A 26,225-nucleotide genomic window follows, 5' to 3' on the forward strand; every position below is an offset into this window, starting at 1 on the left:
AATGGTAAGTAAACTAACTAAAAAGGTTTGACTATCAATGCCAAACCTTTTGATGCGATAATCTTTAATGCGTTACAACGCAATTATAACCAACCTAGATTTAACAAAAAATTCCACCAAGCTACGCCAATAGTGCAATGGATGATTAGACTTCCGAAGGCAACAATAGCACCAGCGATCCACCAAGATTTAATATCATTATAACCTGCACCAAAGGTGATTGGCCCCGGTCCACCGCCATAGTGAGTAACGCTACCACCATAAGCATTCGCAAAGAGTAAACCAATGGTTAATAATTCAACAGGAGCTCCTGCAACTTTACCAACTGTTGCAAATACGGGAACCATTGCTGCAACATAAGCTCCACCAGAAGCGAAAAGATAACGAACTGCAACGCTCGTAAATAAAATGACAACAAGGGCCAATGTACTGCTATCGCCAAAATTCAAATGTTGCTCAAAAACGCTCGCTAACCATTTGAAAAAGCCTGCTTTGTCAAGAATCGTTGACATACCAATAATGCCACCATACCAAATTAAGGTATTCCAGCCTGCTTTATTTTTAAGAATATCGTCCCAAGAAACAATGCTTAATACAACACATAGCACCATAACACTTAACGCGACAGTGGTTGCATTCACTCCAAGGGTATCGGCAAAAATCCAGCAGAGCAAAGCTAACACAAATAAAGCAGCTAATGCCTTTTCTCTAAAACTCATTGGGCCTAGTTCTGCTAATCCTTTTTCAGCAATCGCTTTATTGTTCACTTGCTTTAATTCCGGTGGGGCAGTGAAATAACAAACCACAGGGATTAAAAATAAACATAGCAATCCAGGAATAGAAGCGGCTAAGAACCATTGCAACCAATCCATTTTAAACCCTAAAATAGGTGCCATTAAAGAAAGGGCTAACGCATTTGGTGCCATTGCTGTTAAGAATATATAACTTGTTGATTTTACAACCATATATACATTCATTAAAAGAAAACGCCCCGCACGTTTTGGGCTTTCATTAGGTGTAGAACCTAAAGCAACAGCAACACTATTAATAATAGGGAAAATAATTCCTCCAGCTCGAGCCGTGTTGGATGGTGTTGCCGGTGAAAGTAATAAATCCAGAAACATGGTAACGTAGCCTAAACGCAATGTAGTGTTTCCTAACCAACCAATAAGATGATAAGCAATACGCTTTCCTAAACCGGTGATAACAAAAGCCGAACTTAACGTAAAGGCAGTAAAAATCAACCAAGTTGTACCTGATTGATAACCGCTCAATGCCTGAGAAACCTTAACAAGTTTACTTGCACCTTCCGTATTTCCAATCACGATTGATGAGAGTGCTACCGCTGCTAACAAGATAACAGGTTCGCCATAAGGCTTCAACACAAGCCCTACAATCGTTGCGAGATAAATACCAAATAATCGCCACGCAATCAAAGGTAACCCATCAGGGGCTGGTAAAATCCAAACCAAAATAGGAATGGCTGCCAATATTAATGTTTTATGAAGTTTTGTCATAATTTCCTCATTAATTAAAAAAAATAAAAAAGAAATAGGTCAGAGCAAGTAAATCAGCACAACCACCCGCACTAATATTTTTTTCAATACATTCTTGATTAAAAGAAGTTAACTCACTCATTAAGCGCTCTGGATACATAGATACATATGAAAGTGTTTGCTTAGCTCGCCCTTGAAACCACGCAAGCCCTTCTATTCCACCACGATGGATCACATTACTATCTTGATTATTAACAAATAACATTAATAATGTTTTCAATAATGCTTGATTTAAAGGAATATGTTGATTTAGCTGCTCTTTAAGATAAGGAAGAGAACAATCACGAACAAGAGGAAAACCTAATTCCGCTTCTCCCCTTGCACCTTTTATACCATAATGCTGAAAAATTCTTATTCCAGCGGTAAGCACATTGCTTTCATTGAGTTCTTGACTAATTCCACAACAAAAGTCAGACACAGTTGTGCAAATTTGAATACTATTCATGGCTTGCTCTAATGTCCAACACCGCCCAATCGCCGCACAAGTTAAGCCAAATGCAAAAATGCCACCTTTATGCGTGTTCACACCTTGCGTTGCTTTAAACATGGCTTGCTCTGCTTCTAAACCTAATTTTCTTAGCTCAGGCAAAACCTGTTGAGGGGGAGATAAAGCAGTACGACAACCTAGCCAAACAAACCGTTGCCAAAATGATGTTAACACCTTGATACTTTTAATAAAAGTATGTAAATCCATATCCTGATGCGCCCCATTATTATCCCGATCAACAAGCCCCGGTTTTGGTGTCAAGCTGGCTTCTTTCCATAAAGCACGCCTTACTTTTTTGGCGGTAAAAAGACCTAATTGATGCTGTGCTACACGTTGGAACATGGCATTCTGTAATTCAGATAAGGAATGTTGCCTGCTTCTTGCACAAGATTTAGCATTATCTCCACAAATCAAACAATCACGTGGTGAATAACCTAAATTATTACGCCCAACCAAATCACCATTAGGAGTAAAAATGTCAAAGTCCCATAATCGCCCAATGGGTGAAGTTTCTTCTAAAATGATTGCTTCTTGTTTTAAACGTTTAGCATCAATAGGTAAAACAAAAAAGGCTTCATCTCCACTTTCTGTACTGCAAACAATAGATTTAGTCGGTTTTACATTAAGTTGCTTAAACAAGCTATTTAATCTACACAATGCCTGTTTAAATACATAACTTAACAATGGATTACGTTTTACCGCACCGGGAGCTATCACCGTCACACTGAGTAATGTTTGGTGATACTGCTGGCATAATTCACGCTGTAATTTCGCACGTTGCTCTTTTCCATCAAGCAAAGCCATCAATGAAACAGAATCTCCTTGCTGGCTGAATACGTTTGTCAAAGAAGCCTGAAACCGACTAACCCCATACATTATTCAGTCACCATCTCCGATTTAATTTGATAAACAACATCTATCACGGAACCATCTCGATAGCGAACAACAGCAACGGGCTTTTCTGTAAACTGAAGGGCTTTTGGCTTGCCTGTCAGTTGATAAGCTCTTTCACACAACTGCTCAATCGTAAAGAGCTGAATACCAAGTGCGGTCAATTTTTCAATTAAATCTGGTCGTTTAGGATTTACTGCAACACCGTGATCGGTGACCAAAATATCAATATTTTCTCCTGGGGTAACGCAAGTAATGACATTTTCTACAACAGTTGGAATACGACCACGTACAAGTGGTGCTACAATAATCGCCACTTTTGCACAAGCTGCTGTATCGCAATGCCCACCCGATGCCCCTCGAATAATTCCATCAGAACCCGTTAAAACATTTACGTTAAATTGAGTGTCAATTTCTAAAGCACTTAAGATCACAATATCAAGACGTTCAACTGACGCCCCCTTAGATCCAAAATTCGCATATTGATTAGCACTAATTTCAATATGATTTGGATTACGAGCAAGGGAATCAGCGGCACCTTTATCAAAACTTTGTACATCTAACAATGTCTTAATTAATCCCGCTTCGTGTAACGCCACCATACTAGAAGTTATTCCGCCTAAAGCGAAATCGGCACAAATATTTTTCCGCCGCATTTTATCTTCTAAGAATCGAGTTACCGCAAGTGATGCCCCGCCGCTTCCTGTTTGAAGCGAAAAACCATCTTTAAAATAACCACTGGCGAAAATTACTTCTGCTGTTTTGCGTGCAATAAGTAGCTCTCGTGGATTTTTTGTCATTCTGGTCGCTCCGCCACCAATTTTTTTAGGATCGCCAACCTGATCGACTTTTACGATAAAATCAACGCGATCTTGGGCAATACTGATAGGATGATGAGGATAATTTGCAATTTCTTCTGTCAATAATACAACCTTATCCGCATAATCTGCATCAACTCGAGCATAACCCAGTGAACCGCAATTATTTTTTCCACTAAATCCATTTGCATTACCAAAACCATCACAAATCGGCACACCAAGAAAGGCAATATCAATGTGTAATTCACCACTTTGAATAAGGTGAACCCGACCTCCATGAGAATGAATAACAACGGGTTCTTCCATTAATCCATTAGAAATTTGATCAGCAAGTTCACCGCGTAATCCCGATGTATAAATTTTACGGATCACACCATTTTTAATATGTTCAATAAGGGGGAAATGAATATCGGTTAAGGAACTAGAGGCAAGAGTCAGATTTTTAAATCCCATTTCAGCAATTTTGTTCATCACCATATTCACAATATAATCACCTGCTCGGAAAGCATGATGAAAAGACACTGTCATTCCATCTTGTAATCCACTGCGTATAATCATAGTTTCTAAACTATCGCATAGCTTACGATCTCGATGAATTCGTTCTAATGCTGTTACTTTAGGCTCTTGCTGATAAATAGCCATTGTCTGATATGAATGAAAGTTTCCAATACGTTTTTCTCTATTATTCATAATTATTCCTCACGAATCCCTGATAAAGCTGCTCGCTGTAAAACAAGTTTTGCACGTTCAATAATAGGCGAATCCACCATTTTTCCATTCAAAGAGACCACGCCTAGCCCTTCTTTTTCGGCTTGTTCTGCCGCACTAATTACCCGTTGTGCAAAATCAACATCTTTCTGTGAGGGAGCATAGAGATTATGAATCAATTCAATTTGGCGTGGGTTAATTAAGGATTTACCATCAAAACCAAGTTGTTTAATCAATGAGGCTTCTCGCAAGAAACCTTCTTCATCATCAGCATTAGAGAATACCGTATCAAATGCCATAATTCCGGCAGCTCGGGCGGCTTGCAAAATCGTACAACGGGCAAATAATAATTCCACACCATCAGGTGAACGTTCTGTTTTCAAATTCCGAACATAATCTTCCGCCCCCAACGCAATTCCAATCAAACGAGATGAGGCTTTTGCTATCTCATTTGCTTGTGTTACCCCTAATGGAGATTCAATCGCGGCTAATAGCTTCGTACTACCAACAACTCGTCCACACTGACTTTCAATTTCAGCAATCGCATTATCCATATCAATCACATCTTGAGCTGTGTCTGTCTTGGGTAAACGAACAATATCCACTCCAGCTCTAACTACCGCATTTAAATCAGCAAGTCCAAATGCTGAATCTAAGGGATTTACTCGTACAACAGTTTCTATATCTTGATAAAATGGATGTTTCAATGCGTGTGCAACAAGCATTCTTGCACTATCTTTTTCTTTCAAAGCTACGGCATCTTCCAAGTCAAACATAATGGCATCTGGCTTATAGATAAAGCTATTACTTAACATCGCCGCATTAGCCCCTGGAACAAATAACATACTACGTCTTAATTTCATAAGAATGTCTCCCATTGCACGGCTTCTTCACTACCACGTAATAATGCCGTTTTTAATCGAGCTTGTAACACACAGTCCAAAGCACCTTTATCATCAATAATCAACTGAACAGCATTAACACCAAGTTGCCTTAAAACAGTATGGATAGTTTCAAGAATTGCATCACCAAATTGGTTTGCTACCGAGCTATGTAATTCAATATCAATGGTTTCACTCGGTGCAACTCTGATCATCACATCACTAGATTCCAATGTTCCAGCGACGGCTGCTTTTGTTATTCGCATAATTGCTCCTTAAAATAATTATTTCATCTCAATAATAAGTTAATTTTGTGTTTGAACTGCCAGCCCTTGCAAAAAACTGAATGTACTATCAGGCACAAAATGAGGCAGTTCTTGCCAATTCTTCTGCTCTACGAGTTTACGAACAGTAGAAGCTGAAATAGCTTGTCCTTGATATGTTTTACGTTCAATTTCAACAACCTTAATTAATGGCGCTGCCATTTCAGCCTCCTCTAGCCAGTAATGCATATTTTGATTATAGGCTGCAGTTAATTGGCAAAAAGGTTCAGAACCAACAAATCGGTGGGTAATACCAAGAGTTGGAGCTATATATCTACGGAATAATTTCAGATCAATTTCCATATAGCATTTATCTACCAATCCTTGATCTTTTAAAAAATAAGCGGGAAAAGTAGCACGTGAAATAATATAGCTTGAACTAGGATGAATAATCGCAGTTCTCAAATCACCTATTCCTTTCTTTAATAAACGCAAACGATCGGCATAGGCATAACGAGAAGCATCTTCTTCTACTAAAAAAATATGTACGTAATCACATTGAGATACAGCTTGTTCAATTAAATACCTATGTCCCAAAGTAAAAGGATTAGCATTCATTACAATAGCACCTATTTTCTTACCCATTTTTCTTGCATTTCTTAATTGATTGCAATATTTCTGTAAACGCATTTTGCTGTTTTCCATTAAAACAAGATGAGGATATGCAGTAGAAATGGTAAAAAAACCACATTGTGAAAATAAGAACTCATTTTCTGGTTTTGTATAAATAAAAAGGCGTGAATAACCAATATCGTAAGCTAAATTAATTAAATCTGTAGCGAGTTTTAATGCTAATCCTGTACCACGATATTCAGAAGAGATTGCAACACATTTAATAATATTTTTTGCAACTCCTCCACAAGCAATGATTTGATTATCAGACCCTCGGTAAAAAACGACAAATCGTAAAATTTGACTATCTAAATCCAATTCATTATCTGCTAAAAATAAACGAATTTGCTCTAATTTCTGCGTAGAAGAAAAAGGAACTTGTTCACTAAAATAAACATCTTCAGACATAACTACTCACAACTTAAAATCACTTATTTATTCAATGAACTAAAATGACTATTAATCTTATTGGAAGGAAGTATACGGAATATTTACCTAAAAAGGTATATCTGAGATTAAAAATTTATTTTATTTAACAACAATAAAACATTAAAAGCATATTTCATTAACAAACACACAAAAATTTATTATTAATAATAAATTAGACAATGTATAAAAATAATACTGCATTATTCTACGTTACCTTATTATTTGTATTATATGAGGTTCAAAGCCTTTTCTTCTTTTGAACTGAAAAAACTATAAATACATTAACAAAATAAAAAATTCACGCTAATTTTATAGCGTGAATAAGCAATAAAAAATATTTACTTTATTTCAACCGCACTTTTGCCTCTGCAATGGCTTCGGCAACACGCAATGGGGATACCCCACCTTTAGCACAACGTTTATCAAGGCAAGATTGTAACGAGAGGATGTCATACACATCATCACTGATCACATCGCTGAATTGACGGAACTCTGCCAAGCGGAGATCTTCTAAACCTTTGTGAACACTAATTGCATAAACCACGGTTTCGCCTACAATATGGTGAGAATCACGGAATGGTACGCCTTTAGCAACCAGATAATCCGCTAATTCTGTGGCGTTAGAATAGCCTTTCAATGCCGCCTCACGTGTACGTTCAACATTGACTTTAATGTCATCTAATACAAAGGTCGCCATATCTAAGCAATCTTGCCAAGTATCTAACGCATCAAAAATGCCTTCTTTGTCTTCTTGCATATCTTTGTTGTAGGCAAGCGGCAAGCCTTTTAGGGTCATTAACATTCCTGTTAAAGCGCCCATCACGCGCCCCGCTTTACCACGAATTAATTCACAGGCGTCGGGGTTTTTCTTTTGCGGCATTAATGAAGAACCTGAAGTAACGCGATCAGAAAGTTCGACAAAATCCGCTTCACCGCTATTGAAGATAATCATATCTTCAGCAAAGCGAGAAAGATGAGCCATACTTAACGAAGCAGTCGAAAGCAATTCGATAATATGATCACGATCAGACACACTGTCTAGGCTGTTACGAGTAGCACTTGCAAAGCCAAGATCCTGTGCTAATTTTTCACGATCTATGGCATAGGCTGTTCCCGCCAATGCGCCGCTACCAAGTGGGCAAGTATTCATTCGTTGGTAAGCATCAGATAAGCGAGAATAATCACGTTCTAACATTTCCACATAAGCCATACACCAATGTGCAAAGGTAATCGGTTGGGCGCGTTGTAAATGGGTATAACCCGGCATTACTGCGTGTTGATTGTTTTCTGCGGTATCCACTAATTTAGTTTGCAAGGCACGAATAGAATATTGCAGCTCCGTAACACGTTGCTTACACCACATTTTTATATCTAATGCCACTTGATCATTACGGCTACGCCCAGTGTGTAATTTTTTACCTAAATTCCCAACTTTATTGATCAGCTTACTTTCTACCCAACTGTGGATATCTTCCGCATCATCTTGCAAAATACCTTGTAAATTTGACCGCACTTCAATTAAAAGCGCATTTAATGCTTGTTCTAATTGTTGTTGCTCTTGCTGGCTTAATACGCCAACACTGACCAAGGCTTTTGACCAACCAATTGAACCTTCAATATCTTGTTCGGCAAGGCGATAGTCAAAGCGTAATGAATCATTAAAATCTTTAAAACGTTTATCCGCGGCTTGTGTAAAACGTCCACCCCAAAGTGCCATAGTTTATCCTTATCTTTTGATTTTTATCATTAAAAATGTAGAGGCGAACGTAAATGTTCGCCCATACCAAATTGCTTTACGCTTAAGGTAAAATTCTGGTGCCGATTATCTCACCTGCAAAAAGTGCGGTCAATTTTTCTGGATATTTCCAGTTGGCAATATCCACTCCCGTGTTAAGGATTTTTGCTGCCTCCAATGCGGCATTGACCTTAACGATCATTCCGTCTGTAATCACACCTTGCTGAATAAGCTGTTGAATTTGCTCACTATTAAGCTGTGGTAGGCGTTGTTTATTGGCATCTAAAACCCCATCCACATCAGAAAGCATCACCAGATCGCCCCCCATTAATGCCGCAATCGCCGTTGCTGCTTGATCCGCATTCACGTTCATTAAACGCCCTTGCGCATCTACCGCAATAGAACTAATAATAGGTAAAAATGCCTCGCTTAATAATGTATGTAATAATTGCGGATTATTGGGAAATACGTTCGCAACGTGTCCTAATTCAACATCAATTTGTTTCGCGCTTGTTAATTGCCCATCCGCTAAACAAAGCCCAACAGGATTAAGATTAAATTTCGTCGCTTGCGCCAACAATGTTTTATTTGCAATCCCCGCCAGTGCGCCCACAATAATTTCAATTTGATCAGAAGGGGTAACCCTTAACCCATTTTTCTTCTTGACTGGCAATGCAAGACGTTGCATTAATTCATCAACGATACAACCACCACCGTGTACAATAAGCAAAGGACGAGCAAAATTTTGCTGATAATTTGCTAATGCGGTGAATAAATTTTCCATTGCTTGTGGCGTATCTAACAGCACACCACCTAATTTAATTACTAAAGGTTTCATTCTTTTTTCCACTAAATCAAGCCTAAGGTTTCTGTTAAACCATAACGAATATTAGCACATTGTACCGCTTGTGCTGCTGCACCTTTGAGTAAGTTATCTTCTGCGCCAACAATGATGATATAACCGTTTTGAGTGGCAAATCCAATATCACAATAAGGCGTAAACTCTACGGACTTAATACTTGGTAATCCTTGTTTATAAACACGCACCAGTGGTCGATTCGCATAATATTGCTGATAAGCGTCGTGAATTTGAGCGTCTGTTACATTTGCGTTTAATTTTGCGGTGATTGTCGCCAAAATACCGCGTTTAAAATTGCCGAGATGTGGCGTAAAAATGACATTTGTGCCTAAATGCGTGGCAATTTCAGGCTGATGACGATGGTTAAATACGCCATAAGCATTCAGGCTGACTTCGCAAAAACTATTCGTGAGCGATGCTTTGCGTCCAGCGCCGCTTACCCCACTTACTGCATTAATAATAGGTAACTGATTGAGATCTAATAAATTATTTTCAATTAATGGCTTTAAGCTGAGTTGAGAAACTGTTGGATAGCAACCAGCCACCGCCACTAAATCCGTTTGCGTAATGGCACTGTCATTCCATTCCGCTAAACCATAAACCGCTTTTTCTAATAATTCAGGATAACGATGTTCAAAACCATAATATTGTGGATAAAATTCCGCATTATTCACCCGAAATGCGCCAGATAAATCAAACACTTTACATTGATTTTGCAAGAAAATTGGCGCAAGATCGTGGCTAACTTCGTGTGCGGTGGCTAAAAAGACCAGATCATTTTGTTGTGCAAGTGCGGTTAAATTTTCGTCCAAAGGTTGCAACGGTAAATCAACAATCTGCTTCAGTTGCGGATAAATATCAGAAATGGCTTTATGCGCATCTTGGCTTTGCGCTGAAACATATAATCCATTGAGCTGAAATGCAGGGTGCAGGGTTAGAATACGAGCCAATTCAGCCCCTGTATAACCACTTGCCCCAATAATAATGGCTTTTTGCATAGAACACCTTGTAGATAAAAATATAACACTTGATTAATTATGCTATTATTGTGCATAATTAATCATAAATCAACCTTTAATTTAATACAGGATAAACTTAATGAAAAAATTGCCTACTTTTCTTGAAATGTATTCTCAGCTTATTGCCTTGCCTACCATCAGTAGCGTAGAAGCAGAATTTGACCAATCAAATAAAACGTTAATTGAACTTCTTGCCACTTGGCTCAATGAGTTAGGTTTTAAAACGAACATTATTCCCGTGCAGGGCAGCCGAGAAAAATTCAATTTACTAGCCACTTATGGCGAAGGAGAAGGGGGACTGCTACTTGCAGGACATACAGATACCGTGCCTTTCGATGAAGGACGCTGGCATTTTGATCCTTTCAAACTCACCGAAAAAGACGGTAAATTTTACGGCTTAGGCACAGCTGATATGAAAGGATTCTTCGCTTTCGTGTTAGAAACCTTACGCCATATTGATCTCTCTAAACTAAACAAACCATTACGCATTCTCGCCACTGCCGATGAAGAAACTACCCTACTTGGGGCAAGAACGTTCAGCCAACACAGCCATATCCGCCCAGATTGTGCGATTATTGGCGAACCAACATCATTAAAACCCGTTCGCGCGCACAAAGGACATATTGGGCAAGCAGTAAGAATTACAGGTAAAACAGGGCATTCGAGCGATCCAGATAAGGGCATTAACGCCATTGAATTAATGCACGAAGCAACAGGCTATTTAATGGAGATGCGTAACGAGTTAAAGGAAAAATATCATCATTCCGCCTTTGCCATTCCTTATCCGACAATGAATTTTGGTGCAATCCACGGGGGGGATGCAGTAAATCGTATTTGTGCGTGCTGCGAATTGCATTTTGACATCCGCCCCTTACCACAAATGCGTCTAGAAGATCTCAATGAAATGTTACAAGAAAAACTTCGCCCAATGTTTGAAAAATGGGGCGATCTGATTTCACTCCGCACCTTGCATGAACCCACCCCGGGTTATGAATGTGAACACAGCGCCCAAATTGTCCAAGTGGTGGAAAAATTACTTGGTGAAAAATGCGAAGCGGTGAACTACTGCACCGAAGCCCCTTTTATTCAACAACTCTGCCCAACCTTGGTGCTTGGACCGGGTTCAATTGAACAAGCCCACCAGCCAGATGAATATCTCTCCGCCGAATTTATCAAACCTACTCACGAACTGTTGAGTAAGTTGATTGGGCATTTTTGCTAAAACGTTATCTATAATTGGATTAATTTAGAAATGGCGGGCGTTACTTCGCTTTGTCAATGCGAATGATAAAGCGCTTTACCTTAAACAGCTATCCATTTAAGTGATAACGCGTAAAAAAGCATTCCAGTCCTTCTTAGCCACATAGTTGTGGCTATCTGTTAACTCAGTCATCGGATCAGTTCACCCGCAACTATTCAATAAACAACTTGTCTAACAATCAAACAATATATAAATCTTGTCATTTAATTTTAGAATAAAATGACGGCGCCTCCCTCACTTTATTATTTATATTGTCTGCGGTGTGTTGCCTTATCTTAAACATCAAACAGGCTCCCTTTCAGCTTAGGAGGATAATAGCATGAAAAAGCAGATATTAACTGAAAACGATGTAACGCCAGAAGATGTATTTTTAAACCGCAGAAAATTCTTGATTGGCGTTGGTGCAGTAAGTGGGAATATGATACTCCCAAATACAAGTATTGCTAACCCTGTAATAGATAGACGAAAGCCTCTTAATGCGATTAAAGATACACCGAATACATTACCATTGACGCCAGAAAATAAAGTCATCGGTTATAACAACTTCTATGAATTTGGTGTTGATAAAGGCTCCCCTGCGCAATACGCGAAAAATTTTAAAACGGATCCTTGGAAAGTTGAAATTACGGGTGAGGTACAAACTCCATTAACTTTAGATTTGGATGATCTTTATCATCGTTATCCACTACAAGAACGCATTTATCGATTTCGTTGTGTTGAAGCCTGGGCAATGGTGATTCCTTGGATAGGCTTTGAATTAAAAGCCTTACTTAGTGATGTCAATCCCACCAGTAATGCCAAGTATGTTATATTTGAAACCCTATATGATCCTGAACAAATGCCGGGACAAAAAAATTATTTTTTCGGGGGAGGAATTGAATATCCTTATATTGAAGGATTAACCATCGCAGAAGCGATGCACCCTCTAACTTTACTTTCCGTTGGATTATATGGAAAAACGCTTTCTCCCCAAAGTGGTGCGCCAATTCGCCTTGTTGTGCCGTGGAAATACGGCTTTAAGAGTATAAAATCCATTGTAAAAATTCGTCTCAGTGCCACGCGTCCGCTAACAACTTGGAACAAGCTTGCTCCTCAAGAATATGGTTTTTATGCGAATGTTAATCCAAATGTCCCTCATCCCCGTTGGTCACAAGCGAGTGAACGCATTATCGGTCGTGGTGGATTATTTGATAATAAGCGCCAACCTACTTTACTGTTTAATGGCTATGATGAAGTCGCTTCACTTTATAATGGGTTAGATTTAAAGGTGAATTACTAATGAAGCAAATCCATCTTATCGCTCACCTTTGTGCCTCTTCTCCCCTACTATGGTTGGTTTATGAGTTAGGTATCAATAATGGTGAATCTTTTGGCGCAGATCCTACTAAAGAGCTTATTCATTTTCTTGGCTGGATTTCATTAAGTTTATTTCTAGCATTATTTCTTTTCCGTCTTATCATTCAATTATTAGGGAGAAAATCACTTTCTCCCATACATAAAATAATCGGTTTATGGGCTATTGGGTGGGCATTTTTGCATATTCTTGCCTATTTATACCTAGAATTAGGTTTCAATATGGAATTATTCCTCAGCGAGATCCTCACTCATCCTTATTTATGGGTTGGCGTCACTGCGCTTTTATTATTCTGCGTTAGTACTACTGTGATGCTACCTGCACTTCGTCAATACTTAAAACAAAAAACGTTTATCCTTCACCAGTTTAATTATCTTGCATTAGGGTGTGCATCAATCCATTATTACTGGTCAACGAAAAGCTATAACCTCAATGCCATCATTTACTTACTCTTTGCTTTCTCTATTGTGGCTTATTTTCTCTATCAACGAAGACCACTAATAACTATGAGAGAAAAAAATAGGACTGGGAAGAATTAACCTATATGGCTTTCCTCGCCACGACTAACGGCACATTATAGCTATTTAAATTTATCATCAATGCGTTTAAGAAAAATCAACACCTCATAATGCGCAGTATGAGGAAACATATCAAAAAGTTGAATTTTTTGAGCTTGATAGCGAGATAATTCGCGCAAATCTTTGCCCATTGAAACGGCATTGCAACTGGAATACAAAATAAAGTGCGGTTGTAATTTGTTGAGAAATTGCGCTAGTTCTTTGCCGATGCCACGGCGTGGCGGATTGACGATCAGCAAATCTGGTCTTTCATTTTGTACTAAGGCGAAATTTGCCGCGTCTAAGGATTGAAACTTCACTTGGGTTAAGCCCAATTTTTCTGCTGATGAGCTGGCGCTTGCAATGGCTGATGGAGAGATTTCAATGCCCGTTAATTGCACATTTCTCCCTTTTTCTTGCAAGATCGCCGCACAATGTAAGCCAAAGCCACCTACGCCGCAAAACAGATCCCAGATGTTGCTGATGGGAAGATTTTTAATCCATTGTTGTGCCGTGCCGTATAAGCTTTCTGCTACCTTAGGATTGGTTTGGAAAAAGCCTTGTGGACGAATAAATAAGGGAATTTGGTTAAAATTTTCTTCTAATTGTTTTTGTTCTGTGAGAAAAATTTCTTCCTCACCTTCTAAAATTGCCGCGTGTTTGGGTTGAATATTTAAACTCACCACTTTTATTTGCGGTAAATTTGCTAATAAAAGTGGTAATTCTCGTTGAATTAACGCAAGTTTTGCCGTTGAACGTAATACAAAACGCAACATTAATGTACCGTTAATTTGGCTTTCAGTGAGTAAGATGTATTTCAGCTCCCCTTTGCGTTTCGTAATGTGATAAGGCACTAAACCAGCTCGTCCAATAAAGATTTTTAATTGATGAAAAATATGCGCAAAATGAGAAGGATAGAGTAAACAGTCTGATAAATCTACCGCACTTTGTGGATCATTAGGATTGCTAAGAATGCCTAAAATCGGGCGTTCTACTGAGCCACTTACCACCATTTTGGCTTTATTACGAAAACCTTGCTGTGCAGAGGGATAAGTTGGTAGCCATTCAAGCTGTGAAAGATCAAGCCCAACAAGTTGTTGAACTAAATGGGCTTTTTTTTCATCAAGCTGCTGCGAATAGGGCATTTCAAGCCATTGACAAGAACGGCATTGCCCCGCGATAAAGTGCGGACAAACAGGCATTACTGACATTTAAGCTCTCGCTAACCAATCTTGTTGAAGTGCGGTCAATTTTTGCTGATTTTCTTTCCAACGCGTTGAGTTTTCAAGGGTTTTCCAATCTAATTGACTACGTTTAAATAAACTTTGTAAACGTTGTTGGCGAAGTGCATATTGTTCCGTGGTTTCTTGCGGTTGGAAATGATCAAGAACTTGGATTACACCTTCACGTTCATTACATAGTAGTAATAAATCACAACCCGCATTCAATGACTGCTGACAACGTGCAACAAAATCTCCCATAAAACCTGCGCCTTTCATACCTAAATCATCAGAAAAAATCGCACCGTTAAAGCCAAGCTGATGACGTAAAATTGTTTGCAACCAATAAGCTGAACCACTTGCAGGCTGGCTATCGCATTGGCTATAAATCACGTGTGCTGGCATTACGGCATCAAGCAAATTTTGTGCAATAAGCTGTTTAAAGGGTTGAATATCTTGCGCAAAAATTTGCGCTTGTGGACGTTCATCATAAGGGGTTTCTAAATGACTATCAGCGATCACGTGTCCATGACCGGGGAAATGTTTGCCTGTGCTTGCCATACCCGCTTGTTTCATACCTTGAATAAACGCTGTGGCTAGGCGAAGTGTTGGATCGATTTCAGCGTGAAAACTACGATCACCAATAGCACGGCATTGATGACCTAAATCCAGCACCGGGGCAAAACTTAAGTCAATATCCAGTGCGGTCATTTCTGCTGCCATTTGCCAACCCGCTTGGTGCGCGAATTCTTGTTGTTGTGCGGTATGGCTGATAAGTTCGGCAAACGCTTGCATTGCGGGAAGCTGGGTAAAGCCTTCACGAAATCGTTGTACCCGTCCGCCTTCTTGATCTACCGTAATCAATAAGGGTTTCTTCACTTTTTGCCGTAAGGTGGCGACAAGATGTTGAATTTGTTCACGATCATAAAAATTACGCGTAAACAAAATCACGCCAGCAACCAATGGATGTGCAAGTAATTCTAATTCTTCTTGGCTAACTTCTTGTCCAGTAAGATCGATAAGTAAAGCTGACATTGAAATCCTTATTGCAATTTATTCAAACGAAGGTATAAGCGGTAATTAACGCTTTGTTGTGTTGGTGGAACAGGGGTTAAATTGGTTTGTTGGCTTGGTTGTAGAAGCAAGCTAGAAGGCGAATGTAAATTCGGTTCTTCCCCTTGGGTTACGCCATTTTTGTCATACCAAAAGAAATAATAAGCGACATCAAGCTGATGTGGGCTAGTATTCTTTAGCCAAACATTATTATCGCGTAACTTTGTCTCAATCAACGGCGCTAAATTTGCTTCTACATTTAAGATAGGATCATTCTCGCTTACAATATTTTGCGAGGGCGTTGAGCCACAAGCCGCAAGCAGTAGGCTTAATCCGCATAAAACAAATAGTTTTTTCATTATTTTGCCAACATTTTTCCTAAAGATTCACCACCAAGTAAGTGCATATGTAAATGATACACTTCTTGTCCACCGTGTTTGTTACAATTGACGATAAGGCGATACCCATCTTCCGCAATGCCTTCTTGCTGCGCCAATTTAGCCGCCACGGTAAATAAACGCCCTAATGTCAGCTCATCTTGCTCAGTTACTTCGTTCACTGTTGGGATTAATTTATTTGGAATAATCAAAATATGCGTAGGCGCTTGGGGGGAAATATCACGAAATGCCGTTACTCGCTCATCTTGATAGAGGATATTTGCTGGAATTTCTTTACGAATAATTTTGCTGAAAATGGTTTCTTCTGCCATAGCAATTCCTTATATTTTAAAGGGATATTGAGAGATAAATACAATCCTTATTGTACGCTTTTTATCCGCGTATTGATTGATATTTTGCGGTATATAAAGTGCGGTTATTTTTATCAGAAAAGTTCTAAAATAGCAATTTGCAATCCATTTGTTAAATTTATGTTAATGCAAAACTTGTTTTTTATTTCAATATGTTACACAAATGTAAATAAATTTGATCTTGAACAAATTTTATAAAAAATAAACTTTTTTTTAGTTTTAAGTTACAGGTTTATACCTTAGAATAGGGACAGTTAATTTTTGTAGGGTGTGTGATGAAAACAGAAAACTCCGTCAGCTTTATGGCAACGCCAACAGAAATGGCGCAATTGGCCGAAAATATCGCGACCTATAAAGCGACTAAAAATCAATTCTATTCTTTTCTTTCCGCAATTTCTGCAGGCGCATTTATTGCCCTTGCTTTTGTTTTTTATACAACAACACAAACTGGTCTCTCCAACGTGTCTTGGGGCTTAGCCAAGCTTGTAGGTGGTTTAGTTTTCTCTGTTGGGGTGATTATGGTGGTTGTCTGTGGCTCGGAGTTATTTACTTCATCAACAATGACGCTGGTTGCACGTGCAGGGCAACGCATTAATACGATTCAAATGTTACGCAACTGGATTGCCGTTTATGCCGGTAATTTTTTAGGTGCTATCGTCATCGCTGGACTCATTTGGTTTGCTGGGCAAACAATGGCTGTGAATGGACAATGGGGGTTAACCATTCTAAAAACCGCACAGCATAAGATTCATCATAGTTGGTTTGAAGCCTTTAGTTTAGGTATTTTGTGTAACATTATGGTATGTATTGCAGTTTGGATGAGCTATGCCGGAAAGACCTTGACTGATAAAGCATTCATTATGATCTTGCCAATTGGTTTATTTGTTTCTTCTGGTTTTGAACATAGTGTAGCAAATATGTTTATGATTCCACTTGGTATCATTACAGCGCATTGCAGTTCTGCGGAATTTTGGCAAGCTATCGGGTTGAATGCCGAGCAATTTGCTGATTTAGATGTATATCATTTTGTCGTAAAAAATCTTATCCCTGTTACGCTTGGTAATATTGTTGGTGGCGGGGTATGTATTGCATTAATGCAGTGGTTTACTAATAAACCACATTCACATTAGTTTGGCGTAAGAGCGGTTGTTTTTTTCATCGTTTTTACATAATTAAATTTTATTTACGTTAAAGGAAAATAGTAATGACTCAATTAACTGAAGCGCAACAAAAAGCGTGGGAAGGATTTACCCCAGGCGATTGGCAAACAGAAGTCAATGTACGTGACTTTATCCAAAAAAACTATACCCCTTATGAAGGTGATGAATCATTCCTTGCTGGTGCGACTGAAGCAACAACCAAATTATGGAATGAAGTAATGGAAAAAATTAAGGTTGAGAACAAAACTCACGAACCTTATGACATTGATACAGATACTCCATCAACAATTACTTCACATAAACCGGGTTATATCGATCAAAATTTAGAAAAAATTGTGGGTTTACAAACAGATGCGCCATTGAAACGTGCCATTATGCCATTTGGTGGAATTAAAATGGTAAAAGGTTCGTGCCAAGTTTACCGTCGCGAATTAAGGCCTGAAATTGAACATATCTTTACAGAATATCGTAAAACCCATAACCAAGGGGTATTTGATGTTTATACACCAGATATTTTACGTTGCCGTAAATCAGGTGTTATCACTGGATTACCAGATGCTTATGGTCGTGGTCGTATTATCGGGGATTATCGTCGCTTAGCACTTTATGGTGCCGATTTCTTGATGAAAGATAAATTTAAACAATTTAATTCATTACAAGAAAAATTAGAACGTGGTGAAGATATTCAAGCTACTATTCAATTACGTGAAGAAATTGCAGAACAACACCGTGCATTAGGTAAAATTAAAGAAATGGCGGCGTCTTACGGTTTTGATGTATCTAACCCAGCAACAAATGCACAAGAAGCCGTACAATGGACCTATTTTGCCTACCTTGCTGCAGTAAAATCACAAAATGGTGCAGCGATGTCTTTCGGTCGTGTATCAAGCTTCTTAGATATTTATATTGAACGTGATCTAAAAGCAGGAAAAATTACTGAACAAGAAGCGCAAGAATTAATTGATCATCTTGTTATGAAATTACGTATGGTGCGTTTCTTACGTACACCAGAATACGATCAATTATTCTCTGGTGACCCAATGTGGGCAACCGAAACATTGGCTGGTATGGGCTTAGATGGTCGTACATTAGTAACCAAAAACAGCTTCCGTATCTTGCACACACTTTATACAATGGGACCTTCACCAGAACCAAACTTAACCATTCTTTGGTCTGAACAATTACCAGAAGCATTCAAACGCTATTGTGCTAAAGTGTCTATTGATACTTCTTCTGTCCAATACGAAAATGATGATCTGATGCGTCCAGACTTCAATAGTGATGATTATGCGATTGCTTGTTGTGTAAGCCCAATGGTCGTTGGTAAACAAATGCAATTCTTTGGTGCGCGTGCAAACCTTGCAAAAACCTTATTATACGCAATCAATGGTGGTATTGATGAAAAATCAGGTATGCAAGTTGGCCCTAAAACAGCACCAATTACTGATGAAGTGTTAGATTTCGATACCGTAATGGCGCGTATGGACAGCTTTATGGATTGGTTAGCAACGCAATACGTTACCGCATTGAACATTATTCACTTTATGCACGATAAATATGCTTATGAAGCAGCCTTAATGGCGTTCCACGATCGTGATGTATTCCGTACAATGGCTTGTGGTATCGCAGGGCTTTCTGTTGCTGCAGACTCTTTAGCCGCAATTAAATATGCTAAAGTCAAACCAGTGCGTGGGGATATTAAAGATAAAGACGGTAATGTGGTTGCCTCTAATGTGGCGATTGATTTTGAAATTGAAGGCGAATATCCACAATTCGGTAACAACGATAGTCGCGTTGATGATTTAGCGGTTGATCTTGTTGAGCGCTTTATGAAAAAAATTCAAACGCATCATACTTACCGCAATGCAACTCCAACACAATCCGTGCTTACCATTACGTCTAACGTGGTTTATGGTAAGAAAACAGGTAATACACCTGATGGTCGTCGTGCAGGTGCGCCATTTGGACCGGGTGCAAATCCAATGCACGGACGCGATCAAAAAGGTGCAGTAGCGTCATTAACTTCTGTGGCGAAACTTCCATTTGCTTATGCGAAAGATGGTATTTCTTACACCTTCTCAATCGTACCAAATGCATTAGGTAAAGATTACGAAGCACAAAAACGTAATCTTGCAGGCTTAATGGATGGTTACTTCCACCACGAAGCCACTGTTGAAGGGGGACAACATTTAAACGTGAACGTAATGAACCGTGAAATGTTGTTAGACGCAATGGAAAATCCAGAAAAATATCCGCAATTAACCATTCGTGTTTCTGGTTATGCTGTGCGTTTTAACTCTTTAACGAAAGAACAACAACAAGATGTAATTACACGTACATTTACACAATCAATGTAATTTAAATCTTTCTAGGGTAAATGGTCGGTATCAATATATACCGACCATTTTTATGTTTTATTTCATCAAAAACTATGCGTCAATACTTATATTCTTTATATAACGATTTATGCATTGCAATAAAAGAACTGCCAAGAGAACTAAATTGGCTCACCATTAAATATCAATATTATCTCAGAATAGCTATTTTATTTGGCATATTCATTTTTCTAATGACCGCCAAACCTAAAAAGCCTATTGATCTTAGTTTATTACTGCTAACAATTGTGATCTGTCTATCTTATTGCTATTTAGACAATAAGCAATTCGTTGATAAATGTAAAACAACGTTTAATAATAAACCGCTTGTTTTTATTATTTCAACGCCTTACCTCATTTATATTAACTGTGTCGTCTCAGAAGAGGTTTGTGTTAGAACTGGCTTCACAATTAGCTTCTTTCACACCTCTACTCAGGTGTTATTTATCCTGATCAGTGGCATTATCTTATTTTTATTTATTGTATCGGCATTAATGGGGATACTTGCGGTGTACTATCAAATTTCTTTATGGCGAAATCTGATTTGGCTAGATAAAAGTGCGCAGAAAAAACAAAAATTATGCTACCAGTTACTAATGAGTTTGATTGCAATAAAATTTATTTTTGCCGTATCTTGCAACTATAAACCCATTATCGGTCAATTTTATTATTTAACCTTTGAGCAAGCATTGGTAAAAACCAGTTTTAACGCAATACTCAATAAACATTGCTTAAATAATGCAGACTTATACCATAAATATGGTAACAACATTCGGTTTGCTATTATTGATAGCCATATTATTTCTGTCGCAATCCCCAATAACAACGGACGATATGAGTTTAAAACAGATTTTTGTGAAAGAGTGAAATCTTATAACTAATGAGGCTAAATGGCTAAAAATAGTTGTGAGATAAAATTTATTTGCGATAATAAGTGCGGTAGTTTTTTTGGCAAAAATTTATCCCTCACTCATTAGGAGATCTTATGAAAACAATGAAATTGACACTCTCTATGCTTACGCTTTCATCCATACTTGCGCTCACAGCTTGTTCTTCATCGCAACAAAATGCAGAACAACAACTACAAGAGCAAGCCGTATTAGGCTTGAATTGGGTGCAACAATCAGGTGAATATCAAGCACTGACTCACCAAGCTTTCAATATGGCAAAACTGGCCTTTGATCAAGCTAAGGCTGCAAAAGGTAAGAAAAAAGCGGTTGTCGTTGATCTTGATGAAACAATGATGGATAACAGTGCCTATGCAGGCTGGCAGATACAAACAGGTACAGGCTTCAATGGTGATGATTGGACTCGTTGGGTAAATGCACGAGAAACCGCAGCTGTACCGGGAGCGGTAGAATTTAATAACTATGTTAATAGCCACAACGGTAAAGTATTCTACGTTTCTAACCGCAAAGATGCTACAGAAAAAGCGGCAACATTAGATGACCTTAAAACGCTTGGCTTCATCGGTGCGAGTGAAGAGGTTCTCTATTTGAAAAAAGATAAATCTAGCAAATCAGCACGCTTTGCTGAAATTGAAAAATTAGGTTATGACATCGTACTTTATGTTGGTGATAATTTAAATGATTTTGGTGATGCCACTTACCACAAATCTAATGCAGAACGCCGTGCATTTGTACAACAACATAGCAAACAATTTGGTAAAAAATTTATTATGCTACCAAATCCAAACTATGGTGATTGGGAAGGCGGTTTAGCCAAAGATTATTACAAAGGTGATAATCAAAGCCGTGTAAAAATTCGCCATAATGCGATAAAAGCTTGGAGCGGAAAATAACTTTTTTCCTTAATATTACGCTATAATACCCCATCTGCCTCATCGTGAGGCAGATTAATTTCTATTTAATCCTTTTCGCAAAGCCTTAAATAGAAATTAACGATTTTACATTCTCTAACAAAGGAACATTATGTCAGTTTTAGCTCGCTATCATTCTTATGAATCTTGCGGAACCGTTGATGGCCCGGGGATCCGTTTCATCCTGTTTTTGCAAGGGTGCTTAATGCGTTGCAAATATTGCCACAACCGCGACACTTGGGATCTACACGGTGGTAAAGAAATTTCCGTAGAAGAACTGATGAAAGAAGTGGTCACTTATCGCCATTTTATGAATGCTTCTGGTGGTGGTGTTACTGCCTCAGGAGGAGAAGCTGTATTGCAAGCGGAATTTGTACGGGATTGGTTTCGCGCCTGTAAAAAAGAAGGTATTCACACTTGTTTAGACACCAACGGGTTTGTTCGCCATTATGATCATATTATTGATGAATTACTTGATGTGACTGATTTAGTATTGTTAGATCTCAAAGAACTCAATGATCGCGTTCACCAAAATCTTATCGGTGTTCCCAATAAACGTACCCTTGAGTTCGCGAAATACTTGCAAAAACGCAATCAAAAAGTTTGGATTCGCTATGTGGTTGTCCCCGGTTGGACGGATAGCGATGAAGATGTCCATCTACTCGGCAACTTTATCAAAGATATGGATAATATTGAAAAAGTGGAGCTTCTGCCTTACCACCGATTAGGAGCGCATAAATGGGAAGCAATGGGGGAAAAATACGAACTGGAAGAGGTAAAACCACCAACAAAAGAATCACTTGAACACATCAAGCAAATCTTAGAAGGTTATGGGCATAAAGTGAATTATTAATAGGGAAGATTATCCTTCCTCCTCCCCTTGTATTTCTTACCTATGCGGGCGGAATGTATTTTGTTCCTCCCGCTGGATTATTCTCTTTCCCGCCTCTCTTTCTTCTCCCCATAAGGATATTGGCAAGCCTTATTGCCATTTGTAACCTTTGGCAATTTCATCAAGCTAAAACAACCATAAGCATACTGGCAACAGAGAAAACCTCCCGTCTTATCACAAAAGGCATTTACGCGTACAGCCCTAACCCAATGTACCTTAGCTTATGGCTGGTCTTGCTAAGCTAGTTTTTGTGGCTAGGAAAAGGATTGGCAATTTTAGAACCGATTTACTTTATTATAATTATGAATCAGTTCCAAATTAAGCAAGAAGAACAAACATTATTACCACTTTTTGGCAAACCATATCAACAATATTGCCAACGAGTTAGGCTCTCGATATAACTAAAGAAAGTGCGGTGTTTTTTTACTATTTTTTTCTACGCAAAAATTGTTTCAGCTTTTCTTTCGGCAAGCGGTAGAACATTAACGCCAGAAAAATTAACCCACAACCTAATGCCTTATGTGATGTAATCGGTTCGTGAAAAATCATCATACTTAAAAAAAGTGTCCACACTGGCTCAAGCAACATAATTAATGCCGCATTCCCTACACTGGAATACTTCTGACCAAGGGTTTGCAATAAAAAACGAAAATTGGTTGCGATCAGCACACTGGCTGCCAGCCAGCCCCAAGTTTCATTCGGAATATCCTCTGGCCAAGTTTCCATAAAAATCGAATACAAACCACATAAAATACCAACCATTGCTAGCTGAATGGTGGTGAGAGGCAGCACAGGAATATGGCGAACATAATGATGATTAAGCACAAAATAAGTCGCGGCTAGCAGTGAAGTGAGTAAATACAAGCTATTCTCTGAAGAAAGATTAAACCCATTATCACCTAAAGCAAGAAAATACAAGCCTGAAATCGCAATGGGCAAGCTGAGCCAAAAACGCGATTGCGGCTTTTGTTTGAACAGCAGCCAAGCGAGCAACGGCGCAATTAACATTGATAAACTGGTGAGAAACGCCCCTTCACCAAAATTGGTATTATTGGTGATTGCCAAAATCCAAACACCAAGAAAAACCGCAAAAACGCCCCCAATTAGCAAGGCATTAAGCACTTGCCGATGGCTCAAACGGCGTAAATGAGGATAAGCAAAAGGCAAGAAAACCAACGCAGCAAGAAAAAATCGCAAGCCGATAAATCCCACCGAGGGCAAGGCATCAATAGCATATTTTGAAAAGAACCAGCCAATGGCAGCAGAAATGGTTACAAATAAAAGGATAATTTCCCCACGATAACGTTCTAGCATTGTTGTTCCTTATAAATAGCACGCCATTACCACTGCATTTTCTCGTCTGCCGTCTAACGTCGGATAATAATTTTTGCGAATATCTACTTCGTTAAAGCCGCATTGTCGATAAAGCTTTTGCGCGATTTCATTGGATTGACGTACTTCCAACCATAATGTCAAAATGCCCTGCTCGCGCAATTTATCGATTAAAGAATGCAATAATTGCTTTCCTAAGCCTTGCCCTTGATAAGCAGGATCAATGGCAAGATTGAACAAGGTAGCTTCATCAAGCACTTTCTGACAAATGGCAAAGCCGATAATATGCTGCTCTTTCTCTAATTTTAAATTGAAATAGCGTTCACCTTGATTATTTTTTAATGTCCCTAAAGACCAAGGCACAAGATGCGCTTGCTGTTCGATCGAAAATAATCGATCAAAATCTTGTGATTGAATCGGTAAGATCTTTATCATTATGGATTAATTCCTTGAATTTGCTGCCATAATTGACGCTTTTCTTGCGGGCTTGCCATCAAGGTTTCCCAATCTGGTGATAACCATTGGCTCAAGGCTTTTTGACAATACGGCAAAGTGCGGTGGATTTTTTCTGAATTTTCGCTTAATAACCAATAATGCACTTCGTGGCTGACGTGCAAATGCGGGATAAAATCAAAATGAATCGTTAAATATTCATTTTGCTTCACATCTAAGCTACGCAAAATATCCTGTAATAACGCAATAGGGGGATTTTCAGCCTCACTAATGATCACCAACCGTACCCGCTCATCAATAGGAATATTAACTACACCTTGCAAGCTTTCAGGGCGAACCAGTTGCCATTGGGAAAGCCCCATTTCTTGTAACAGAAGTTGATGCCGTTTCATTATGTTACCGTTCATTAAGAAAATTGCTGTATTGTAAACATTTAGAAAGGCTTCATCAAATAAAGCTAAACGATTTCAGCATAAAAAAATGCGGTGGAAAACCACCGCACTGACAATAAAACATTGATTAATTAAAATTCGTAACGAAGACCGACTTTTAAGCCATATTGGTTTACTTTGGTATTTTCAAAAGAAGCTAAACGTTGCAATTGAACACCTGCATCTAAAGCTAAATTATCAGTAATTTGATAAGAAACTCCTGCTAATACACCATAACCAAATTTAGTGTGTGACTCATTATCAAACCCCGTAAAATGCCCATTAGAGTTAACTTCTACCGAAGTTTCATTGAGCTTTACCTTATTTAAGGATAAACGAGCACCAATGTAAGGCTTAAGTGGAATATCTAAATTAAAATCATAAAGGGCAGAAAAACCAAAACCTTGAGCTTTAATTGAACCATTGCCTTTTTCATAATCTGTAGCATTTTCTTGAATATAATAAGAATAGTTTTTCTTACCATAATAAGTGTAATCTAATGCAAAACGTAGTTCATTGATTTTGTATCCAATAGATACGCTTGGGGCAACTTTGCTCATATTCAGCTCATTAAAGCCACCAGTAAATTTAGCTTTTGAATAACCTAAATCCCCTTGCACATACCAATTTGCATTGGCTGTTGCTGAAATAGCTAAAGCACTCATTGCTACTGCTAAGAATTTTTTCATATTATCCTCCAATAAAGGTGTTAAAAACTGCCTGATTGTAGCATAGTTTTTAACTCACGGTAAATGAATTAACGGCTGTTTACATTCTCGACAAAAATACACCGCACTTTGCTTTTGCACTTTGTTATGACGACGTACGCTGAGATTGTGAGTGCGGCAACCGCAGTGATAAGCAAAGGTTTTACCTTGCACGTTTTTAATATCTAAATGATGATAAATTTCAGCAGGTTGCTGAAAAACCGTTTCCATCACAGCTTTCCATTCTTTACCGTGTGGCGCTACTCGCCCAAAAACATGATAAACAATCAAATGTGCCAATTCATGAGGGACAATTTGCTGCAAAAAATATTCGGGATTTTCCAGTAGTAACGTGCGGTTAAAACGGATTTCGTTTTTCTGCAAATATGCCACGCCTGCTTTCACACCTCGTAACTGATAGTTTATTTCAGGCATTGGGAAAGCACGTTGAAAATACCTTTCTGCAAGTAATAGATAATGGCGTAATTGACGCAATATTTGCATATTAAGTATGCGTAATGAAGGATCTGTCTCTGACATAAATC

Annotated in this window: 26 protein-coding genes; 8 read left to right on the plus strand and 18 right to left on the minus strand. The window is 38.6% G+C overall.

Annotated features, from left to right (window positions below; all coding sequences use genetic code 11):
* Positions 1-83: 83 nt before the first annotated feature.
* The 9 genes from L4F91_RS08640 to argC form a co-directional block, all read right to left on the minus strand.
* Positions 84-1,517, minus strand: coding sequence for an anion permease (locus L4F91_RS08640; RefSeq protein WP_395895985.1), 1,434 nt, complete (start codon positions 1,515-1,517; stop codon positions 84-86).
* A 10-nt stretch (positions 1,518-1,527) separates the two neighbouring features.
* Positions 1,528-2,889 carry a triphosphoribosyl-dephospho-CoA synthase CitG gene (gene citG / locus L4F91_RS08645; protein WP_395895987.1) on the minus strand — a complete coding sequence of 454 codons (1,362 nt, stop codon included), beginning with the start codon at positions 2,887-2,889 and terminating at the stop codon, positions 1,528-1,530.
* 29 nt (positions 2,890-2,918) lie between these two features.
* Entirely contained in the window at positions 2,919-4,394 is a 1,476-nt protein-coding gene (citF, locus tag L4F91_RS08650; RefSeq protein WP_395897869.1) for a citrate lyase subunit alpha, read from the minus strand.
* Positions 4,395-4,444: 50 nt separating this feature from the next.
* Positions 4,445-5,323 (minus strand): citrate (pro-3S)-lyase subunit beta, encoded by an 879-nt coding sequence (gene citE / locus L4F91_RS08655; protein ID WP_395895989.1) that lies wholly within the window; start codon positions 5,321-5,323, stop codon positions 4,445-4,447.
* On the minus strand, positions 5,320-5,607 hold the full coding sequence (citD, locus tag L4F91_RS08660; RefSeq protein WP_395895991.1) for a citrate lyase acyl carrier protein: 288 nt from the start codon (positions 5,605-5,607) through the stop codon (positions 5,320-5,322). Before citD ends, citE begins: the two co-directional genes overlap by 4 nt.
* Before the next feature lie 39 nt (positions 5,608-5,646).
* Positions 5,647-6,684 (minus strand): [citrate (pro-3S)-lyase] ligase, encoded by a 1,038-nt coding sequence (citC, locus tag L4F91_RS08665; RefSeq protein ID WP_395895993.1) that lies wholly within the window; start codon positions 6,682-6,684, stop codon positions 5,647-5,649.
* A 364-nt stretch (positions 6,685-7,048) separates the two neighbouring features.
* Positions 7,049-8,422 carry an argininosuccinate lyase gene (argH, locus tag L4F91_RS08670; RefSeq protein ID WP_395895995.1) on the minus strand — a complete coding sequence of 458 codons (1,374 nt, stop codon included), beginning with the start codon at positions 8,420-8,422 and terminating at the stop codon, positions 7,049-7,051.
* 82 nt (positions 8,423-8,504) lie between these two features.
* The gene (gene argB / locus L4F91_RS08675) at positions 8,505-9,278 is read right to left on the minus strand and encodes an acetylglutamate kinase (protein WP_265762609.1); all 774 of its coding nucleotides are present in this window, start codon (positions 9,276-9,278) and stop codon (positions 8,505-8,507) included.
* Between the two features lie 11 nt (positions 9,279-9,289).
* On the minus strand, positions 9,290-10,297 hold the full coding sequence (gene argC, locus L4F91_RS08680; RefSeq protein WP_395895997.1) for an N-acetyl-gamma-glutamyl-phosphate reductase: 1,008 nt from the start codon (positions 10,295-10,297) through the stop codon (positions 9,290-9,292).
* Positions 10,298-10,397: 100 nt separating this feature from the next.
* Between argC and argE the strand changes: the two genes are divergently transcribed.
* The 3 genes from argE to L4F91_RS08695 all read left to right on the plus strand — a co-directional run bounded on the left by argE (position 10,398) and on the right by L4F91_RS08695 (position 13,472).
* Positions 10,398-11,540, plus strand: a complete 1,143-nt coding sequence (gene argE, locus L4F91_RS08685) for an acetylornithine deacetylase (RefSeq protein WP_395895999.1) — start codon at positions 10,398-10,400, stop codon at positions 11,538-11,540.
* Positions 11,541-11,898: 358 nt separating this feature from the next.
* Positions 11,899-12,858, plus strand: a complete 960-nt coding sequence (gene msrP, locus L4F91_RS08690; protein ID WP_395896002.1) for a protein-methionine-sulfoxide reductase catalytic subunit MsrP — start codon at positions 11,899-11,901, stop codon at positions 12,856-12,858.
* Positions 12,858-13,472, plus strand: coding sequence for a sulfite oxidase heme-binding subunit YedZ (locus tag L4F91_RS08695; RefSeq protein WP_250349594.1), 615 nt, complete (start codon positions 12,858-12,860; stop codon positions 13,470-13,472). Before msrP ends, L4F91_RS08695 begins: the two co-directional genes overlap by 1 nt.
* Before the next feature lie 41 nt (positions 13,473-13,513).
* Here L4F91_RS08695 and rlmC read toward each other — a convergent pair whose 3' ends face one another.
* Genes rlmC through hinT form a run of 4 tightly spaced genes read right to left on the minus strand, consistent with a single transcriptional unit; the run spans position 13,514 to position 16,472 of the window.
* Positions 13,514-14,692 carry a 23S rRNA (uracil(747)-C(5))-methyltransferase RlmC gene (gene rlmC, locus L4F91_RS08700; RefSeq protein WP_395897871.1) on the minus strand — a complete coding sequence of 393 codons (1,179 nt, stop codon included), beginning with the start codon at positions 14,690-14,692 and terminating at the stop codon, positions 13,514-13,516.
* A 9-nt stretch (positions 14,693-14,701) separates the two neighbouring features.
* Positions 14,702-15,745, minus strand: a complete 1,044-nt coding sequence (gene nagZ, locus L4F91_RS08705) for a beta-N-acetylhexosaminidase (RefSeq protein ID WP_265762607.1) — start codon at positions 15,743-15,745, stop codon at positions 14,702-14,704.
* Between the two features lie 8 nt (positions 15,746-15,753).
* Complete coding sequence (locus tag L4F91_RS08710; protein WP_395896005.1) at positions 15,754-16,122, minus strand: YcfL family protein; 369 nt, start codon at positions 16,120-16,122, stop codon at positions 15,754-15,756.
* The gene (gene hinT / locus L4F91_RS08715; RefSeq protein ID WP_250349591.1) at positions 16,122-16,472 is read right to left on the minus strand and encodes a purine nucleoside phosphoramidase; all 351 of its coding nucleotides are present in this window, start codon (positions 16,470-16,472) and stop codon (positions 16,122-16,124) included. Before hinT ends, L4F91_RS08710 begins: the two co-directional genes overlap by 1 nt.
* A gap of 314 nt (positions 16,473-16,786) precedes the next feature.
* Here hinT and focA point away from each other — a divergent pair, with 314 nt between their 5' ends.
* From focA to pflA, 5 genes are all read left to right on the plus strand, one after another.
* On the plus strand, positions 16,787-17,641 hold the full coding sequence (gene focA / locus L4F91_RS08720) for a formate transporter FocA (protein ID WP_250363508.1): 855 nt from the start codon (positions 16,787-16,789) through the stop codon (positions 17,639-17,641).
* 74 nt (positions 17,642-17,715) lie between these two features.
* Positions 17,716-20,028 carry a formate C-acetyltransferase gene (gene pflB, locus L4F91_RS08725; RefSeq protein ID WP_395896007.1) on the plus strand — a complete coding sequence of 771 codons (2,313 nt, stop codon included), beginning with the start codon at positions 17,716-17,718 and terminating at the stop codon, positions 20,026-20,028.
* A 74-nt stretch (positions 20,029-20,102) separates the two neighbouring features.
* Positions 20,103-20,927, plus strand: coding sequence for a hypothetical protein (locus tag L4F91_RS08730; RefSeq protein ID WP_250349588.1), 825 nt, complete (start codon positions 20,103-20,105; stop codon positions 20,925-20,927).
* A 104-nt stretch (positions 20,928-21,031) separates the two neighbouring features.
* On the plus strand, positions 21,032-21,847 hold the full coding sequence (locus tag L4F91_RS08735; protein ID WP_395896009.1) for a 5'-nucleotidase, lipoprotein e(P4) family: 816 nt from the start codon (positions 21,032-21,034) through the stop codon (positions 21,845-21,847).
* A 130-nt stretch (positions 21,848-21,977) separates the two neighbouring features.
* Entirely contained in the window at positions 21,978-22,718 is a 741-nt protein-coding gene (gene pflA / locus L4F91_RS08740) for a pyruvate formate lyase 1-activating protein (protein ID WP_395896011.1), read from the plus strand.
* Positions 22,719-23,183: 465 nt separating this feature from the next.
* Here the strand turns inward: pflA and L4F91_RS08745 are convergent, their stop codons facing one another.
* From L4F91_RS08745 to L4F91_RS08765, 5 genes are all read right to left on the minus strand, one after another.
* Positions 23,184-24,071: a DMT family transporter gene (locus L4F91_RS08745; protein ID WP_395896014.1), complete on the minus strand. Its 888-nt coding sequence runs from the start codon at positions 24,069-24,071 to the stop codon at positions 23,184-23,186.
* Between the two features lie 9 nt (positions 24,072-24,080).
* The gene (gene rimI, locus L4F91_RS08750; protein ID WP_395896016.1) at positions 24,081-24,524 is read right to left on the minus strand and encodes a ribosomal protein S18-alanine N-acetyltransferase; all 444 of its coding nucleotides are present in this window, start codon (positions 24,522-24,524) and stop codon (positions 24,081-24,083) included.
* Entirely contained in the window at positions 24,524-24,934 is a 411-nt protein-coding gene (locus L4F91_RS08755; protein WP_250363514.1) for a DNA polymerase III subunit psi, read from the minus strand. The genes rimI and L4F91_RS08755 overlap by 1 nt, the downstream gene beginning before the upstream one ends.
* Positions 24,935-25,065: 131 nt before the next feature.
* The gene (locus L4F91_RS08760) at positions 25,066-25,662 is read right to left on the minus strand and encodes an opacity family porin (protein ID WP_395896018.1); all 597 of its coding nucleotides are present in this window, start codon (positions 25,660-25,662) and stop codon (positions 25,066-25,068) included.
* Between the two features lie 54 nt (positions 25,663-25,716).
* A complete protein-coding gene (locus L4F91_RS08765; protein ID WP_395896021.1) occupies positions 25,717-26,220 on the minus strand; it encodes a SprT family zinc-dependent metalloprotease in 504 nt (167 codons plus the stop codon).
* Positions 26,221-26,225 lie beyond the last annotated feature (5 nt).

Origin of the sequence: Avibacterium sp. 20-126, from assembly GCF_044358625.1 — a bacterium.
In the GTDB taxonomy this organism is placed as follows: Bacteria; Pseudomonadota; Gammaproteobacteria; order Enterobacterales; family Pasteurellaceae; genus Avibacterium.

Bases quoted from the DNA above. Each gene is read 5' to 3' on its own strand.
- L4F91_RS08710 (WP_395896005.1), bottom strand. From the start codon at position 16,122: ATGAAAAAACTATTTGTTTTATGCGGATTAAGCCTACTGCTTGCGGCT.
- citE (WP_395895989.1), bottom strand. From the start codon at position 5,323: ATGAAATTAAGACGTAGTATGTTATTTGTTCCAGGGGCTAATGCGGCG.
- citD (WP_395895991.1), bottom strand. From the start codon at position 5,607: ATGCGAATAACAAAAGCAGCCGTCGCTGGAACATTGGAATCTAGTGAT.
- L4F91_RS08755 (WP_250363514.1), bottom strand. From the start codon at position 24,934: ATGAAACGGCATCAACTTCTGTTACAAGAAATGGGGCTTTCCCAATGG.
- focA (WP_250363508.1), top strand. From the start codon at position 16,787: ATGAAAACAGAAAACTCCGTCAGCTTTATGGCAACGCCAACAGAAATG.
- hinT (WP_250349591.1), bottom strand. From the start codon at position 16,472: ATGGCAGAAGAAACCATTTTCAGCAAAATTATTCGTAAAGAAATTCCA.
- argE (WP_395895999.1), top strand. From the start codon at position 10,398: ATGAAAAAATTGCCTACTTTTCTTGAAATGTATTCTCAGCTTATTGCC.
- argH (WP_395895995.1), bottom strand. From the start codon at position 8,422: ATGGCACTTTGGGGTGGACGTTTTACACAAGCCGCGGATAAACGTTTT.
- rimI (WP_395896016.1), bottom strand. From the start codon at position 24,524: ATGATAAAGATCTTACCGATTCAATCACAAGATTTTGATCGATTATTT.
- L4F91_RS08735 (WP_395896009.1), top strand. From the start codon at position 21,032: ATGAAAACAATGAAATTGACACTCTCTATGCTTACGCTTTCATCCATA.
- argB (WP_265762609.1), bottom strand. From the start codon at position 9,278: ATGAAACCTTTAGTAATTAAATTAGGTGGTGTGCTGTTAGATACGCCA.
- L4F91_RS08640 (WP_395895985.1), bottom strand. From the start codon at position 1,517: ATGACAAAACTTCATAAAACATTAATATTGGCAGCCATTCCTATTTTG.
- msrP (WP_395896002.1), top strand. From the start codon at position 11,899: ATGAAAAAGCAGATATTAACTGAAAACGATGTAACGCCAGAAGATGTA.
- pflB (WP_395896007.1), top strand. From the start codon at position 17,716: ATGACTCAATTAACTGAAGCGCAACAAAAAGCGTGGGAAGGATTTACC.
- citF (WP_395897869.1), bottom strand. From the start codon at position 4,394: ATGGCTATTTATCAGCAAGAGCCTAAAGTAACAGCATTAGAACGAATT.
- L4F91_RS08745 (WP_395896014.1), bottom strand. From the start codon at position 24,071: ATGCTAGAACGTTATCGTGGGGAAATTATCCTTTTATTTGTAACCATT.
- argC (WP_395895997.1), bottom strand. From the start codon at position 10,297: ATGCAAAAAGCCATTATTATTGGGGCAAGTGGTTATACAGGGGCTGAA.
- nagZ (WP_265762607.1), bottom strand. From the start codon at position 15,745: ATGTCAGCTTTACTTATCGATCTTACTGGACAAGAAGTTAGCCAAGAA.
- L4F91_RS08695 (WP_250349594.1), top strand. From the start codon at position 12,858: ATGAAGCAAATCCATCTTATCGCTCACCTTTGTGCCTCTTCTCCCCTA.
- citC (WP_395895993.1), bottom strand. From the start codon at position 6,684: ATGTCTGAAGATGTTTATTTTAGTGAACAAGTTCCTTTTTCTTCTACG.
- pflA (WP_395896011.1), top strand. From the start codon at position 21,978: ATGTCAGTTTTAGCTCGCTATCATTCTTATGAATCTTGCGGAACCGTT.
- L4F91_RS08765 (WP_395896021.1), bottom strand. From the start codon at position 26,220: ATGTCAGAGACAGATCCTTCATTACGCATACTTAATATGCAAATATTG.
- rlmC (WP_395897871.1), bottom strand. From the start codon at position 14,692: ATGCCTGTTTGTCCGCACTTTATCGCGGGGCAATGCCGTTCTTGTCAA.
- L4F91_RS08760 (WP_395896018.1), bottom strand. From the start codon at position 25,662: ATGAAAAAATTCTTAGCAGTAGCAATGAGTGCTTTAGCTATTTCAGCA.
- L4F91_RS08730 (WP_250349588.1), top strand. From the start codon at position 20,103: ATGCGTCAATACTTATATTCTTTATATAACGATTTATGCATTGCAATA.